The organism is Planococcus circulans, from assembly GCF_020023385.1.
In the GTDB taxonomy this organism is placed as follows: Bacteria; Bacillota; Bacilli; order Bacillales_A; family Planococcaceae; genus Planococcus.
In genome coordinates this window covers 26,403-41,006 of the sequence record NZ_JAIQCL010000013.1, presented here as the reverse complement: position 1 = coordinate 41,006, position 14,604 = coordinate 26,403, and the positions used below count along the sequence as shown (strand labels likewise).

Sequence of the window (14,604 nt, the reverse complement as noted above, 5' to 3'; positions counted from 1 at the left end):
GGGGTTCTGAAATCCTTTTACACCAGATCTAAAAAGAGAGCAAAAGAATTAAGCTCAAACAAAAAGGACCGAATCGGTCCTTTTTGTTTGAGCTTATAACTCGTTGCAACTAATTGTTGTACCACAGTCAGTTCCTTGCCGAACTGACTTTTCAATTCGCCAATTGTACGGTAATGCTGCCGTTATCCGATTGCAGGTCAATCACATGATCTCCATTTCCAAAAATGCTTTTTCTGTTCTTCACGCCGAATACGGATACCGATCCCCAATCCACTTCAGCCCGGATTGTCGCATTTTTTGGCTCAACCTGCGTTTCAAGAAGAATGGAGCCATTGTCGGTTTCAAGCGCAATATTCCGCTCGACATCGGCAGTCAAAAGGTGGATGCGTCCGTTGTCGGTTTTTGCGCGCACATCCCCTTCGATTTCTTTCATGACGATGGCGCCGTTATCGGATGTGGCATGCACTTCGTTTACCTGGATCTCTTTCAGCTTGAGCTGGCCATTATCGGTTTTGGCTCTCAGTTTTTTGGCTTGGATGCACTGCAAGTTAATATCCCCGTTGTCTGATTGGACAACGCATTCACCCGCGCTCATGTGTTCAAGTGTAATGCGGCCATTATCGGTTTCCGCGTGGATCTGCGTGCTTTGGAAGTGATTCCCGTTGATGCTGCCATGATCTGATGCAATATCGATACTTTTGTAGAATTTATCCGGCAGCTGTACCTTGAGTGTCGGGGATTTCATGTTCGCCGTAAAACTGAAGATGCCCCATTTTCTTGGTTCTTCTTTTAACGTAATGACCAGTGTGCGGTTGAGGATATCGACGGACAGCTGTTGCCGGTAGCTTTTATCGGTGATCTCTGTATGCATTTTGCCGTCTTCCGAAGGTGAGATGAACAGGGTGCCATTGTCGAGTTGAATGTCGACTTTATCGAATTCATCTTCTGTCAGATCGTTGGTGCTTGCAGGGAAGTCCGTTTTGCTGAAATCAAAAGACTCGATCAGTTCGTTCGCGATAGCTTCGGGTGAGCCGAGTTCCGCTGCGATTTCAGTGTCCGTCTTGCCATCTGCCTTGCCGTTCGCAAAATACTCTCTGATGTCTTGGAGAATATCGTTGCGCTCTTCTTGCGGAAGCTGTTTCAAAGCCGTTTCGAGTTCGTGGAGAAATTGGTTTTCAGTCATTTTGCACACCCTCTTCAATTAGTCTATTGACTCCATCCGTGAAGCTTTTCCATTCGTCGAGTTGTTCCTGCAGGTATGTTCTGCCGAGTTCGGTGAGCGAATAATACTTCCTTGGAGGCCCTTCGCTCGATTCCTGTAAATAGGTATTAAAATAGCCTTCCTTGGTCAGCCGGCGGAGAAGGGGATAGACAGCACCTTCCGAAATGGAGATCTGGTTTGAAATTTTCTGCACCAGCTCATAGCCGTAGCGGTCCTGTTTATCCAGCAGCACCAGTACGCATAAATTCAGTGCGCCTTTTTTAAATTGGATATTCACGACTTACCTCTCCTTTCCTAGCTATTGTTTAATGAACAGTAGTAGTTAATGGACAATATATCATTAGCTAGTGTTCAATGCAAGGTACTGTGCTGAAATAATTGAATATTTTTAAATTGGTAAGGAAGTAGCTCAGAAAAAAAGATGGCCCCACTTCATCGCTTGAAATGGGGCCATCTTAAATCATTCAGTTTGTTAATTATTTATCTTATTCGAATTCAATTTCCGTTGTAATTACACGTCCGGTCGGATGCGGATCAAAGCCTGTGATGTTCTCTTTGCCTGCCAGAGACGGTGACGTGTGGACGAGCGGAATGATCGGTGGATCTTCGTGCAGGATAACCTGCGCTTCCCTGTATAGTTCATTTCGCGCTTCCTGATCGGTGATGGTTCTTGCTTCATCCAGAATCGCATTCAGCTCGGGATTATCGTATTGCGTCGAGTTGGTCGATCCCACATTGTCTCCATGCAACAATGTATAGATGAAGTTATCGGCGTCACCGTTCATGCCGGTCCATCCGAGCAGGAACGCGTCGGCTTCACCGTTGATCGCTTTTTCGATATAGGTCGCCCATTCAAAGGTGACGATTTCCGCTTCGACGCCGATTTCCGCAAAATTGGACTGAAGATATTCCGCCACTTTAGCGCCGTCCGGCATATACGGGCGGGATACAGGCATGGCATAAAGTTCCATTTCAAAGCCGTCCGGGAGTCCTGCTTCTGCAAGCAGCTCTTTAGCTCTTTCCGGATCATATGCATACGGTTCGATGTCGTCGTTATAACCTTCAACAGCTGGAGGGATTACATTTTTTGCAGCAATCGCCCCTTCACCGAAGAACGCTTCGACCATCGCCTCTTTATTCACCGCATGACTGAGTGCCTGGCGGACTAGCGGATCGTCGAATGGCTCGTGCGTCAACGTCATGCCCAGATAGCCAAGGTTAAGGGGAGGACGCGAAAACAGCTCTAGCTCCGGATCTTCTTCAACTTGTGCATAGGACTCGGAATCCAGGCCAGTAATGAGATCTACTTCACCGCTCAACAGTGCATTGAGGCGTGAGGAATTATCCGGAATCGTCCGGAAAATCACATGTTCGAGTTTAGGAAGCCCATCTATCCGGTAATCGTCATTTTTCTCCAAAACAATCCGTTCGTTCGGCTGCCATTCCTGGAAGATGAAGGGGCCTGTGCCGACCGGATTGCTTCTATACTCTTCACCCGCCTCTTCAATCGCTGCCGGACTCGAAATAGAGAGGGGAGTAAGCGCAAGGTCCTTCAACAGCGTCGGCTGAGGATTGTTCAAGTTGATTTCCACTGTGGATTCATCCACTGCAGTAACGGCTGCGATATTATGGGCTTCATCCCCTTGATAGCCGCCGAATACGGTTCCGTACATCGGGAACTTATCTCCGCCGCCATTCATCCATCTAGTAAAATTGAAGGCAACAGCGTCCGCGTTGAAGTCCGTGCCGTCATGGAACTTAACCCCATCTTGAAGGGTAAACGTATAAGTGAGGCCGTCTTCCGATTCGGTCCATTCGGTCGCCAGCATCGGTTCCACCACCGTTTCTCCTTCCGCGAAAGTCGTCAATGTCTCCAAGATGCTTTGAGCGACGTTTTCAGATTCGTTATCCGTCACTTCTGACGGGTCTAAAGATACTGCGTCACCGCCCCGGGCGAAAATGAGGGTATCTTGAGCGCTGGAAGATTCTGCGTCGCTGGAATCTTCACTTGAACAGGCTGCCAAGAAGAGTGGAAGCATGGTGGAAACGATTAATAATAATGTTAGAGATCTTAAATTCATTGAATCACTCCTTGTTGTGGATTGGACTGCTTAGTTGAATGTAAAACCGTCTGAACAGCTAAAAATCAAGGGAATTTCGATACATATGTACATGTGAAGGGTTAAAATAATAAATCATGGAAGAAATAAATGCTTTTATCGGAAGAAAAACCAGCCTCCTTTCTTAAGTGTTGAATAGAGCATCTATAATTGCCATGTGTACTAGTATAAAGTAAATAGAATGATTTTTGTAATAATACTAAATTATTAGTCATTTAAGTGGAGTAAAAGCATCGACGAAAATTCAGGTAAAAGAGGGAACTCAAAATGGAAAAATCACTGGTTTGCATTACCGCCTACTCCAATAAATTCTGGAAAATAAAAGCGCAAGGCACTATTTTTATCGTTTCGTACGGGAAGATCGGAACTGGCGGCTCCGTAAACACAAAAGAATTCTCTTCTGAAGAGCATTGTCTGAAGGAAGCGAACAGGCTGATTGAATCAAAGTTGAAGAAAGGCTATCAGGAAGTTGAGAAGCAGGAAGAAGAACTGCAAGGAAGCGGGATGACAGAAGGGCAGTTTTGGGGACTGCTGGACATGGCGCATTACAAAAGAGACGGTTTGGAGCAGCAGATGGAATGGCTGGTTGGCAAGTTGGCTAGAAAATCGGTGGAGGACATTATCCGGTTTAGTACCCATTTCAACCAACAGTATGCTAAATCCTATACGTCGGATTTATGGGCGGCAGCCTTTATCATCATGGGCAGTTGTTCAAATGATTCTTTCGACTATTTCCGGGCGTGGCTCCTGTATCTGGGAAAAGAAGCGTATGTAGAAGCCATTCGCAATCCAGAAAGCTTGATTCCGTATTTGGACGAACTGGAGGAGGACGTACCGGAATTTGAAGATTTGCTGTATGCTGCCAGTTTGGCGTTTGAAGAAAAGACCGGTTCGGATCAAGACACATACCTGGATTTGTATTGGGAGATGTCAGGGGACGATGATGATCAGCCGGACTGGGAAGAAGGTAAGGAAACTCTGCGACAGAAATTTCCGCTGTTGTGGAAATTATATGGGGAGGCGCCTTTAGGATAAAATCTGCTGGACGCTCAAAATGAAAAAAACAGGTGAAATCAATAAAAATAATTTGGCATCTTCCTTATTTTAGTAAAACATTGCGGATATGGAAAACTTATCTCATGGTAATAATTATTGAAGAAGTGCAAACTGAATCATGGATTTTTAAAAAGAGAGGATGCCAAAGCTAGGAGATCCTCTCTTTTTTGCATTGAAAAACTCAGGTCGATATTTTATTGAAGATCTTTCTCTCTGTAACAAGAGCGAAGCAAAGTAAGTTATTTCTGTTTTCTCATGTGAATTTTCGTTTAGAGTGATGCATTTTTCAAAAGTGAAAACCGCCTTCATTAAGTACAAAGATAAGAGTGTTCATGCACTTAAATTAATTTTAATACATTTAAATAAAAAATAAAATATATAAGAATAGCATTATTATTTTCTGAATTAAAAGAATATTGTAAAAGGCTTTACATCTTTTGGAGTATAAACTAGTCTAATTGTATTGGAAATAAGCGATTTGGTTGTATTTTTTAGTTTTAAAGAAGAATAAAACTGAACTAGTAAGCAATATAGTTGAATATTATATATTTAATATTCAGAATACTTTTATCTCTCTTTTTATTGGAGTGAAAATTTATGCAACAAACCAACGTTGCTTATTTCCGAGACCGTCAGCAGTTAAAAGCAAAAGATCATTGTAATTGAGGTCACTGTCTAATTAGCCAGAAGATTAGTTGAAAAGAGTTTAAGGGGTGTTTAAAATGATTGGAACAGATTCACTGGCATTAAAAAATAAGAAAGCAAAAAAAATTTTAGGTTCGGAAATGGAATTCTTGGACGGTGCTTGGCAGTTGGCAAAGAAACGGACGATCCAAGTGGAGAAAAGACCTGACGTATATGTCAGTTGGTCACTGGACCTGAATGTTTTTAGCCGACTATCAAGCGATGATCGGGAAGCATTTAATCAGGCGGAAGTCTATTTGCTTCACGGGGAACTGCCTATTTTCATGAAGGCATTTATCGGGCATCCGATTTCATTTCCGACAAGCTATTCACAGAAACTGTCCATGGAACGTGGGATACATTGCCTTCGATTAGCCTCACAGGAACCTCTCGAAGATTTTGCTGAGCGGCTTTCCGGAGCACTTGGCGCACTTGAGAAAGAGTAAGGAATTAGGGGAATTCGGGCTATTTCTTGGCTTAAAGGAGAGAAGTGAGTGTGGGGCAGAAAGTACAATTGACAGAACAGGCGATTGAGTATTTTTTTCTCAGATCCAAAGACGTGCATATTGAAGAAGAAACGGCTTTTATCACCCTGTTTGCTCGTCTGACAAAAGAAGTTTCCGTCAAAAAAGAAAATGGCGAACAGACGGAAATTGAGACGGTATGGGTTGATATCGACGAGATGAAGCTGGAGCAGGCACCTGATAAAGCCCAAGCGTTGCCGAATGGCCTGCAGCGCTATGAAATTACGCCAGAAGTTTTCCAAAACCTGTACCACATATCCAAATGGAGTCCGAAGGACCTTTTTTACATCACGCCTTATCACCGGGAATCCACCAGTGAGAAATTCATACCCTGAAGAATCATGAAGAACAAAAAAGGAAAAGAAGCTTTGCTCAACGTCTTAGGACTGCACGCATACAAACCATGATGAGGAAGAACACTACCAAGGAGGATGAATGAGATGACTGTAATGATGAAGGAAGAAAAAAGAATGGACCGTACTACAAAAACGTATTTGGAAGTTTATGAGGAGTTTATCAATGGCTACAAGGAATATAAAATGGAAAAACAGGCCGCCATTAAAACGGACAAGACACGCAATGCTTTAAAATAACAATAGGTGAAACAGCCGCATCCTGAAACCGCTCCGGTTTTCAGGATGCGGTTTTTTGTCATGTAACTAAAAAAACGCCCCGAAGGACGTTCCTGGTCATCTGCTGCGTATTTTGGACAATAGGCGGAGAATTTCGAGATAAAGCCAGACCAATGTCACCAGCAAGCCGAATGCTCCATACCATTCGAAGTATTTCGGTACCTGCCTTTCGGCTGCATTCTCGATAAAGTCGAAATCCAATACCAGATTCAGCGCGGCAACAATGACAATGACCACACTGATACCAATGCCAAGCGGTGTCGACTCATGGAGGTGCGGGATTTCAAAACCGAAAAATCTGCCCACAAAAGAAATCAGGTATACCACGAAGATGGCACCTGTGGCAGCGGCAACGCCGAGCCTGAAGTTTTGCGTCACTTTGATGAGGCCGGATTTATAAATGAGCAATAAACTCAGCAATACACCAATCGTGATCAGCACAGCTTGGAAGACAATGCCGCCGTATTGGGCTTCATACTGGGCGGACACCGCACCGAGAAATAATCCCTGCAGCAGCGCATAGATCGGCGCTGTAAAAGGTGAAATTTTCGGTACGAAAATTGTGATCAAGCCAATGAGAAGGCCTCCGATTGCTCCAACTAGGATCAACGGCAATACGCTGCCCGGACTTTCGACGAACTGATTCCAGGAATAGACGAATGTCACGAGCAGCAACAAAAGCAAAATGAATGTCTTGTTGACCGTGCCTTGAATGGTCATTCTCCGTCCGGTATCAGTGTCTTTGTAATTTTTGAATGAGTCAGCTTTCAAACTTGGATTTCCACTTCTCAACTTTTTCACCTCGCAATTTTCTCGTAGCAGGTTCCATTATATCCTTTCAGCCAGAAGAAATATACGAAGAATCAGCCTCGATTGCCGGTGTTGAACAGAACAAGGGAGGAAAGTCGTGACAACAGAGGACCGGATCTTGCAATAAAGTTTTTACTTGAACACAGTACAAACAGAAAGCTTCCAATCCGATTTCCGCAAAGGTTGACTGACCGGCAACAGTCGGTTGAATGGCTTGCAGAATATCAAATTGTGCCTGGTGACCATACTTTTTGGCTTTTTTTTTCTACATGCTAATTATTAATTTGGCTTAAGAATTACTAAACTTTTGCTTTAGTAAATGAGAATTTAATTTTTATCCTCTGCTGATGACAAAAAGCTTAATCTTTTTAAAAAAACTTCTTAAACCATCTAAATTAGTACCTAATACTAATAGTTGATGGTAGAATAGGGCGAGAACATCATGAAGGGGCGATACACATGAACATTTCAAAAGCCAGAATTACAGCCATCGGATCATATGTACCTGAAAAGAGGCTGACCAATCGCCGTTTAGAGGAATTAGTTGAAACCAACGATGAGTGGATTGTCCAACGAACCGGGATAAGAGAACGTCGGATCGCTGCGGATACTGAATTCACCAGTGATATCAGCATTAAAGCTGCCGAAAACTTAATGGAACGCTATGGGAAGTCGCTTGACGATGTGGATATGATCATCGTCTGTACGATGACACCCGATTTTAAGACGCCGAGTGTCTCTGCGCTTGTCCAGGCAAAGCTCGGCATAAAAAACACCGGGGCCATCGATTTGAATGCGGCTTGCTCCGGATTTACCTACGGACTTCATATGGCAAATGGTTTGATCACGGCCGGTTTGAACAAAAAGATTTTGGTGATCGGAGCAGAAACCTTCTCCAAGATCCTGGATTACGGTGACCGGTCGACCTGTATCTTATTTGGCGACGGTGGCGGAGCGGTTCTTGTGGAATACGATGAAGAAAAGCCGAGCTTTATCGAGTACCATATGGGAACGAATGGAGAATTGGCCCATAATCTGTACTGCACGGACCTTTCCACCAGCATGTTCGGAAACGAATTGGCCGTAAACGGTTTTGTTAATCAAAATGGACGTGAGGTCTACAAATGGGCGGTTAATACCGTTCCAAAAGGGATGAAGGCGTTGATGGAAAAAGCCGGATTCGAAACGGATCAGGTGGATTGGTTTGTACCACACAGCGCCAATTTGCGGATTATCGAGTCGATCTGCAGCAGAAATGCCCTTCCGCTGGAGCGGACAATTTACAGCCTTGAATATTACGGCAATACGTCTGCTGCTTCGATTCCTTTGTCATTGGACAAAGGGGTGCGGGAAGGCAAAATCAAATCCGGTGATAAATTGCTGCTCTATGGATTTGGCGGCGGTTTGACGCATGCGGGAATGCTGGTTAATTGGTCGATTTGACCTTAGTATCCTTTGATGATAAATTGGCTTGAATTAATTGGATGAGATAAGCAGAAACACCTCTAATGCCAGATGATTTAATAGTGGCAATGTGGAGGTGTTTTTTTGCTGCTTTGATAAAGAAAGGTTTGTTTGATCATTAAGGAAATGTGCCTGGGAGACTTCTAATAATTTTCACAATATACCTGAATCTCAGTTATCTCGAATTTGAGGCAAATAAATTGTAATAGCGGATACAGAACCGTAGAATTGGACTTAGCAGCAAGTTTTCAAGGTTTTGTCAGCGGCATTTCTCTTCAAGTGTAAAACCTTCTGAAGCAAGTGCTGCTATGAAAAAGCTTTAAAAATTCTGCAGATTGTGTTTGCCGTTAATTGTTTAGGGAAACAGGGAGAGTAAGCCGCAATAATGGATTTGGAACGCTATCAATGATTGATAAATAATATAAAGAAGGTGCATAGATATGGGTACGAATAAAACGATTTTGAAAACAAGTGATTGGGTGAAAGGCAAATCCCGCCACGACGAGCTGATTATCGGTTTCATCGATTCCATGAATGTCCTTAAAGAAGCCGTGAACGTCACGGTTGTGGAAAGCGATAATGTAGAAATGATCGGTATGACCATTCCTATGTCAGTGCACCAAGTGGAAAGCATTCCGGAGTCGGATACGAAAGACGCTGCACAACTGGGCTTCCTGATCGATTTGGCACTCGCTACCGACGATAAAGAATGGTTCCAGGAGCTATCCGCTCAATTGAACACCAAGAAAGAAACAGTCAACTAAGATTAGACTCTACTGACGAATACAGAAATAGCACCCATCCGCTAGGTTTTCAACACCTGGACATGCGGAAGAGGTGCTATTTTTTGTGTTTTTTACAGGTGGCAAATCCATTTCCCAGCGGCGCTTTTAGGGTACGGAGTTTATTTGGCATTTTTCGATATGCAGTTATTGAAAGAAAAGCATCGACAAGACCACTGAAAATTTTACGTCCATCGATAATTGGCCATAATTGCGTTGCTTATGAAGATATAAAAGGAGTCTGACAGCAAAATGTCAGACTCCTTTTATATTGAAAAAATTTTATTGCTTCAACAGCCACATGACTTTCTCACAATAAGAGTGGGAGGCAGTTCAATATGTTTCGAGTAATCAGGATTGTTGATTTTACTCATCAGGACGTCAAAGGAAGTTCTGCCGATGGTTTCCGGAGGCAGGACTATGTTGGTGATAGGTGGATCGATTATAGTGGACGAAGCAAAATCACCGAATCCAATTAAAGCGATATCTTCCGGAATTTTGATGGACAGCTCGCGCAGCTTCGAAATGACGCCGACCAGCATCAAGTCATTTTGAATGAACAATGCCGTGATGTCTTTTTCTCTTGCCAGTAAAGATCTAACGGCATTGGCTCCCCCATTAACAGTAGCAAACCCAAGTTCAAGTAAATCTTCGTTGAATGGCAAATTTGCTTGTGCCAATGCTGTTTTATACCCGTCAATCCGATGGTTAGTAGTCGATACGTCCGGAACTGCATAGATAAAGCCGATATTTTTATGTCCATGCTTTATGAGGTGCGTAGTAGCATCGTAGCCTGTTTGGAAATTGTCACCGGTGACGCTCGGTGCATTTTTTACGACTGGACTGGATCTGTTCACAAGAACAATCGGAAATCCGTTTTCAGTATAGGCATTTAAATAGTCAATATCGTTCGAAGTTGGAGACAGGATGATGCCGTCCACCATTTTTGAATACAATAGATTCACTGTTTCTTCTTCGTAATCCCGATTCTCATTGGTATTGACCAGTAAGAGGTTGTAACCCATTTCTCTTGCCCGTTCTTCAATACCGTATACCATTTCCGTCACAAATGAATCCGGAAAACTGGAAACGACAAGGCCAGCAGTCATAGTTGTTTTTTTTCTGAGATTTTTAGCAGTAGAGTTCGGGATGTAATTATATTTACGGATAATATCCATAATTCTTTTGTGTTTTTCTTCTGTAATATGTTTGGTTCCATTTACCACATGAGAAACAGTGGCTACGGATACATTCGCTTCTTTTGCAATATCCTTCATCGTAATCTTCAAGCTATCGCCTCCTTAGTAAAACCATTTACCGTAAATCCTGTAAGTTAATTTTATCTCACTTAAATCTTTATAGCAAACCCCAGAGAACAGAGGTTTTGCTGGATAAAATAAATTTTTTAATTGATTTCGCAAGAAAAATCAGAATATTGAGTTGACAAAAAAGCGCTTACACATTATTATTTGAGGTGCTTGGTAAAACGATTAACCAATAGGAGGAATTACGATGACAAATTTATTTTCAACGACCACAGACAAAGTAGAGTTAATAAAAGAAAAAGCAAAAATGTCAAGGCTGGAAACAATTCGTTTGATCTCATATGCAAAAAGCGGGCATTATGGATCGTCCTTCTCCAGTTCTGAAATTTTTTCGACACTTTATTACCATGTATTGAACTACGATCCGAAAAATCCCCAATGGAAAAGCAGAGACCGTTTTGTTATGGGGAAAGGCCATTCAGCGGTGGGTGTTTATCCGATTTTGGCCGATGTTGGATTTTTCCCGAAAAAGGAACTGGATACGTATACACAGTTAGGAAGCGCTTTCGGCGATCATCCTGATATGAATAAGATAAAAGGAATTGACTTCAGTTCTGGATCTATTGGGCACGGTTTGTCGGTAGGTGTGGGAATGTCCTTAGGGGCACGTGTAGATGAAGAAAAATACAGAAGCTTCATCCTGATGGGTGATGGGGAACTGCAGGAAGGCCAGGTTTGGGAAGCCGCCATGAGTGCAGCCAGCTTTAAACTCGGCAATCTTGTAGCAATAGTGGATAACAACAAAGTAACGGTGGACGGAGTAACGGAAGAATTGATGAATGTTAATCCGATTAAAGATAAATGGGAAAGCTTTGGGTGGAATGTCGTTGATGTCGATGGCCACGATGTGGAAGCATTGATTGAAGTATTTGAAAACCTGCCTCCGGTGGAATCTGATGTACCAACTATGATTCTTTGTGACACAGTCGCTGGTAAAGGGGTTTCTTTCATGGAGCATGGATTCGAATGGCATGTAGCTAACCTGGGCGAAGATGATATCAAAAAAGCGATTGCAGAAATTGAAGGAGGCAACTAATATGACAACACATACATTTCACGAAGATACTTGGGAATTATTCAAAAGCTTAGAGATGTCAAAACAGCTGACAGCAGGTGCAACTCTGGCGAAATTAGGTAATGACCATCCGGAGATCGTTGCGCTTTGTGCTGATCTTGGGAAACCAACGAGATTATATGACTTTGGCAAAGAGTTTCCGGAACGCTTCTTCAATTTCGGTTTAGCAGAAAAGAATATGGTGACGGCTGCTGCCGGACTTGCAACAACAGGCAAAATACCATTTGTTGCTACCTATGCGTCATTTCTCGGCGTGTTGGCTGCTGAAAACATCAAAACTGCAGTGGCATATCCGAATTTGAATGTCCGATTGATCGGCACGCACACTGGTATAGCTATGGGCTTCTACGGCTCATCACATCACGCAACAGAAGACATTGCAATTACGCGTTCGATGGCGAATATGACGGTTATTTCTCCGGCTGATGGTGTAGCTATGGCAGAGATGGTTGAAGAATCCGTCAAAACGTATCAGGGACCAATTTATTTCAGAGTCAGCCGTGGACGTGAAGAACCCGTCTATCAAAAAGACGAAGAACGGGTACAAAACGTAATAGGCAAGGCCAATATTCTAACTGATGGAACCGATATAACGATTATTGCTTGTGGAATTGAAGTTGGTGAAGCATTGAAAGCAGCTGATCAGCTTTCGGCTGAAGGGATTTCAGCTCGGGTGATTGATATGCATACCATTAAACCGATGGATACAGAAGCGGTCATAACTGCTGCAAAAGAAACTGGAGCGATCCTGACAGTTGAGGAACATAATATTCAAGGTGGTTTGGGCAGTGCTGTCGCGGAAGTCCTTATGGAGTCTGATGCACAATGCAAATTCAAGCGCCATGGCTTTTATGATGAGTATTCGCTTATCGGAAAACCATATCATCTTTACAAGCATTATAAACTTGACGGCGAAGGCATTGCATCAGTTGCCAAGGAATTGATTAAATAAAGCTTCTTGCCGATTACCTAGTGAGTGGCCACCTTTTTCAAAAGGTGGTTGCTTCTTTTAAAAATAAAATGAATTGGGAGTTGGAAAAAAATGAATTTCGACAATAGAGTTGCATTAATTACAGGAGCAGGTTCTGAAAAAGGTATTGGCAAGGAAACCGCCAAGCAATTGAGTAAACGCGGAGCTACAGTGATTTTAGCGGATATTAATGAAGAAGGTCTGGAACTAGCGGTCCAGGATCTTAAATCAACGGGCGGAAAAGCGCATTCAGTGAAATTGGATGTGACTGACAAAGCGCAGATTGATAAAAGTATCACTCAGTTGATAGAGAAGTTCGGAAAAATTGATATTCTCGTTAATAACGCAGGAATTTCACGACCGACAAGAGTGATTGATATTGAAGAGAAAGAATGGGACTTGGTTTTTGACATAAATATGAAAGGTGTCTTTTTCCTGACACAGGCTGTCCTTCCGCATATGAAAAAAGAAGGCTATGGCAGAATTGTTAACTTGAGTTCAGTTTCTGGAAAGCGCGGAGGCGGAATTTTTGGTGGGTCTCATTACTCTGCAGCAAAAGCGGGTGTAACCGGTTTTACAAAAGCTGTTGCAAGAGAAATGGCGGAATTTGGAATTACCTGCAATACAGTGGCACCAGGGCTTATTGGAGGAACGGATATTACAGGAGATATGCTGACTGAGGAAAAGAAAGCTGAAATTAGAAAAGAGATTCCAGCTGGAAGAATCGGTCGTGTAGATGACGTTGCCAACTCCATCACGTTCCTTGTTTCTGAAGGTGCCAGTTATATAACTGGAGAAGAATTGGATATCAATGGCGGTTCCCACATCGATTGATCGATGATCGACAAAAAAATGTAACCGCTATCATCTAAAGCGATAATAATTGCTTTGCACTGAGGGGTGAGAGGATGAAGAAATTCCGCAATTTCATGATTATCGTTACAGTGGCATTGGCGGTCAGTATCGGTATCGCTGTTTTTACTTCGGACCATATAGTTGAATCTGATGAAATCATCACAATCAGATTTGGACATGGCTCTGCAGAGACGAACGAAAGGCATTTGGCTGTAATGAAATTCAAGGAACTGGTGGAAAGAAAATCGAATGGACAGATCAAAGTCGAAGTATTTCCAAGTGAGCAGCTTGGATCCGAGGCTGAAATGATTGAAAGTGTGACATTCAATGATCTGCAGATGGTGGCTGCCAGTGCTTTCAGCCAATATGATCAGAGAATAAGCGTGTTTGAGTTGCCTTATTTATTTGAAACACGGGAGCAGGCTTGGAATGTATTGGATGGAGAAGTGGGAGAAGAAGTGGCTGAGCTATTCTTGGAGAATAATTTAAGAATACTTACGTACTTTGAAAATGGGTTTCGCCATGTCACTTCAAATCGGCCTATAAAAACGCAAGAGGACTTAGCCGGACTGAAGATCAGGACGCCTGAATTCCCTCTATCATTGAGTACGTTTAAAGCATTTGGAGCAAATCCGACACCTATGGCATTTGGTGAGCTTTATATGGGACTTCAACAGGGAACTGTGGACGCTCAGGAAAATCCCATAGCGAATATATATGCCAGTAAATTTCAGGAAGTGCAGGATTACCTGAATTTAACGGGGCATCAATACATGCCTTTACCTGTAGCAATCAGTGACGAGTTCTGGCATGACCTGTCAGCAGAAAACCAGCAATTGATAAAGGAAAGCTCTCAACAGGCAGCACAATTCCACCGTGAGCTGGTCCAAACCAACGAGGAAAGCATGGTGGAGGAATTGCAGGCGGGTGGAATGGAAATCATTCAGACGGAAACGGAAAGTTTCAAAAAAGCAGCATCTCAAGTTCAGGAAGAGTTCAAAGCAGAATTCGGCGATCGACTGGTTGACCAAATACTAAGAGCGCTGGAAAATGATCCGGACAAATAAAGGCGGGAGCCAACTCAT

15 protein-coding genes are annotated in these 14,604 nt (G+C 43.0%); 10 read left to right on the top strand and 5 right to left on the bottom strand.

Going from position 1 to position 14,604, the window contains the following annotated elements; translation table 11 throughout:
* Positions 1 to 151 precede the first annotated feature (151 nt).
* The 3 genes from K8U60_RS17160 to K8U60_RS17150 form a co-directional block, all read right to left on the bottom strand.
* Complete coding sequence (locus tag K8U60_RS17160; protein WP_223643025.1) at positions 152 to 1,183, bottom strand: DUF4097 family beta strand repeat-containing protein; 1,032 nt, start codon at positions 1,181 to 1,183, stop codon at positions 152 to 154.
* Positions 1,176 to 1,499: a PadR family transcriptional regulator gene (locus K8U60_RS17155; RefSeq protein WP_223643024.1), complete on the bottom strand. Its 324-nt coding sequence runs from the start codon at positions 1,497 to 1,499 to the stop codon at positions 1,176 to 1,178. The genes K8U60_RS17160 and K8U60_RS17155 overlap by 8 nt, the downstream gene beginning before the upstream one ends.
* A gap of 208 nt (positions 1,500 to 1,707) precedes the next feature.
* The gene (locus tag K8U60_RS17150; protein ID WP_223643022.1) at positions 1,708 to 3,303 is read right to left on the bottom strand and encodes an ABC transporter substrate-binding protein; all 1,596 of its coding nucleotides are present in this window, start codon (positions 3,301 to 3,303) and stop codon (positions 1,708 to 1,710) included.
* Positions 3,304 to 3,609: 306 nt separating this feature from the next.
* Between K8U60_RS17150 and K8U60_RS17145 the strand changes: the two genes are divergently transcribed.
* From K8U60_RS17145 to K8U60_RS17130, 4 genes are all read left to right on the top strand, one after another.
* A complete protein-coding gene (locus tag K8U60_RS17145) occupies positions 3,610 to 4,377 on the top strand; it encodes a DUF4240 domain-containing protein (RefSeq protein ID WP_223643020.1) in 768 nt (255 codons plus the stop codon).
* 743 nt (positions 4,378 to 5,120) lie between these two features.
* On the top strand, positions 5,121 to 5,528 hold the full coding sequence (locus tag K8U60_RS17140) for a hypothetical protein (protein ID WP_223643018.1): 408 nt from the start codon (positions 5,121 to 5,123) through the stop codon (positions 5,526 to 5,528).
* A 50-nt stretch (positions 5,529 to 5,578) separates the two neighbouring features.
* Positions 5,579 to 5,941: a hypothetical protein gene (locus K8U60_RS17135; RefSeq protein WP_223643016.1), complete on the top strand. Its 363-nt coding sequence runs from the start codon at positions 5,579 to 5,581 to the stop codon at positions 5,939 to 5,941.
* 105 nt (positions 5,942 to 6,046) lie between these two features.
* A complete protein-coding gene (locus tag K8U60_RS17130) occupies positions 6,047 to 6,199 on the top strand; it encodes a hypothetical protein (RefSeq protein WP_223643014.1) in 153 nt (50 codons plus the stop codon).
* 96 nt (positions 6,200 to 6,295) lie between these two features.
* On the opposite strand, the gene K8U60_RS17125 is transcribed toward K8U60_RS17130, so the two are convergent.
* Positions 6,296 to 7,030 carry a Bax inhibitor-1/YccA family protein gene (locus K8U60_RS17125; protein WP_223643104.1) on the bottom strand — a complete coding sequence of 245 codons (735 nt, stop codon included), beginning with the start codon at positions 7,028 to 7,030 and terminating at the stop codon, positions 6,296 to 6,298.
* A 477-nt stretch (positions 7,031 to 7,507) separates the two neighbouring features.
* Here K8U60_RS17125 and K8U60_RS17120 point away from each other — a divergent pair, with 477 nt between their 5' ends.
* Both K8U60_RS17120 and K8U60_RS17115 read left to right on the top strand, forming a co-directional pair.
* Positions 7,508 to 8,491, top strand: a complete 984-nt coding sequence (locus K8U60_RS17120; protein ID WP_263298724.1) for a ketoacyl-ACP synthase III — start codon at positions 7,508 to 7,510, stop codon at positions 8,489 to 8,491.
* Positions 8,492 to 8,952: 461 nt separating this feature from the next.
* Positions 8,953 to 9,276 carry an IDEAL domain-containing protein gene (locus K8U60_RS17115; protein WP_223643012.1) on the top strand — a complete coding sequence of 108 codons (324 nt, stop codon included), beginning with the start codon at positions 8,953 to 8,955 and terminating at the stop codon, positions 9,274 to 9,276.
* Between the two features lie 308 nt (positions 9,277 to 9,584).
* On the opposite strand, the gene K8U60_RS17110 is transcribed toward K8U60_RS17115, so the two are convergent.
* Positions 9,585 to 10,583, bottom strand: a complete 999-nt coding sequence (locus K8U60_RS17110; RefSeq protein ID WP_223643010.1) for a LacI family DNA-binding transcriptional regulator — start codon at positions 10,581 to 10,583, stop codon at positions 9,585 to 9,587.
* Between the two features lie 223 nt (positions 10,584 to 10,806).
* On the opposite strand from K8U60_RS17110, the gene K8U60_RS17105 reads away from it, so the two are divergent.
* The 4 genes from K8U60_RS17105 to K8U60_RS17090 all read left to right on the top strand — a co-directional run bounded on the left by K8U60_RS17105 (position 10,807) and on the right by K8U60_RS17090 (position 14,586).
* A complete protein-coding gene (locus tag K8U60_RS17105) occupies positions 10,807 to 11,655 on the top strand; it encodes a transketolase (protein WP_223643008.1) in 849 nt (282 codons plus the stop codon).
* A 1-nt stretch (position 11,656) separates the two neighbouring features.
* Positions 11,657 to 12,646, top strand: coding sequence for a transketolase family protein (locus K8U60_RS17100; RefSeq protein WP_223643006.1), 990 nt, complete (start codon positions 11,657 to 11,659; stop codon positions 12,644 to 12,646).
* A gap of 90 nt (positions 12,647 to 12,736) precedes the next feature.
* Positions 12,737 to 13,498, top strand: a complete 762-nt coding sequence (locus K8U60_RS17095; RefSeq protein WP_223643004.1) for an SDR family NAD(P)-dependent oxidoreductase — start codon at positions 12,737 to 12,739, stop codon at positions 13,496 to 13,498.
* Positions 13,499 to 13,572: 74 nt separating this feature from the next.
* Positions 13,573 to 14,586: a TRAP transporter substrate-binding protein gene (locus K8U60_RS17090; protein ID WP_223643002.1), complete on the top strand. Its 1,014-nt coding sequence runs from the start codon at positions 13,573 to 13,575 to the stop codon at positions 14,584 to 14,586.
* Positions 14,587 to 14,604: the final 18 nt, after the last annotated feature.

What these genes read in the sequence shown, in the direction of transcription:
- K8U60_RS17160 (WP_223643025.1), bottom strand. Translation starts at nt 1,183, where the DNA reads ATGACTGAAAACCAATTTCTCCACGAACTCGAAACGGCTTTGAAACAG.
- K8U60_RS17150 (WP_223643022.1), bottom strand. Translation starts at nt 3,303, where the DNA reads ATGAATTTAAGATCTCTAACATTATTATTAATCGTTTCCACCATGCTT.
- K8U60_RS17145 (WP_223643020.1), top strand. Translation starts at nt 3,610, where the DNA reads ATGGAAAAATCACTGGTTTGCATTACCGCCTACTCCAATAAATTCTGG.
- K8U60_RS17140 (WP_223643018.1), top strand. Translation starts at nt 5,121, where the DNA reads ATGATTGGAACAGATTCACTGGCATTAAAAAATAAGAAAGCAAAAAAA.
- K8U60_RS17130 (WP_223643014.1), top strand. Translation starts at nt 6,047, where the DNA reads ATGACTGTAATGATGAAGGAAGAAAAAAGAATGGACCGTACTACAAAA.
- K8U60_RS17120 (WP_263298724.1), top strand. Translation starts at nt 7,508, where the DNA reads ATGAACATTTCAAAAGCCAGAATTACAGCCATCGGATCATATGTACCT.
- K8U60_RS17115 (WP_223643012.1), top strand. Translation starts at nt 8,953, where the DNA reads ATGGGTACGAATAAAACGATTTTGAAAACAAGTGATTGGGTGAAAGGC.
- K8U60_RS17105 (WP_223643008.1), top strand. Translation starts at nt 10,807, where the DNA reads ATGACAAATTTATTTTCAACGACCACAGACAAAGTAGAGTTAATAAAA.
- K8U60_RS17100 (WP_223643006.1), top strand. Translation starts at nt 11,657, where the DNA reads ATGACAACACATACATTTCACGAAGATACTTGGGAATTATTCAAAAGC.
- K8U60_RS17095 (WP_223643004.1), top strand. Translation starts at nt 12,737, where the DNA reads ATGAATTTCGACAATAGAGTTGCATTAATTACAGGAGCAGGTTCTGAA.
- K8U60_RS17090 (WP_223643002.1), top strand. Translation starts at nt 13,573, where the DNA reads ATGAAGAAATTCCGCAATTTCATGATTATCGTTACAGTGGCATTGGCG.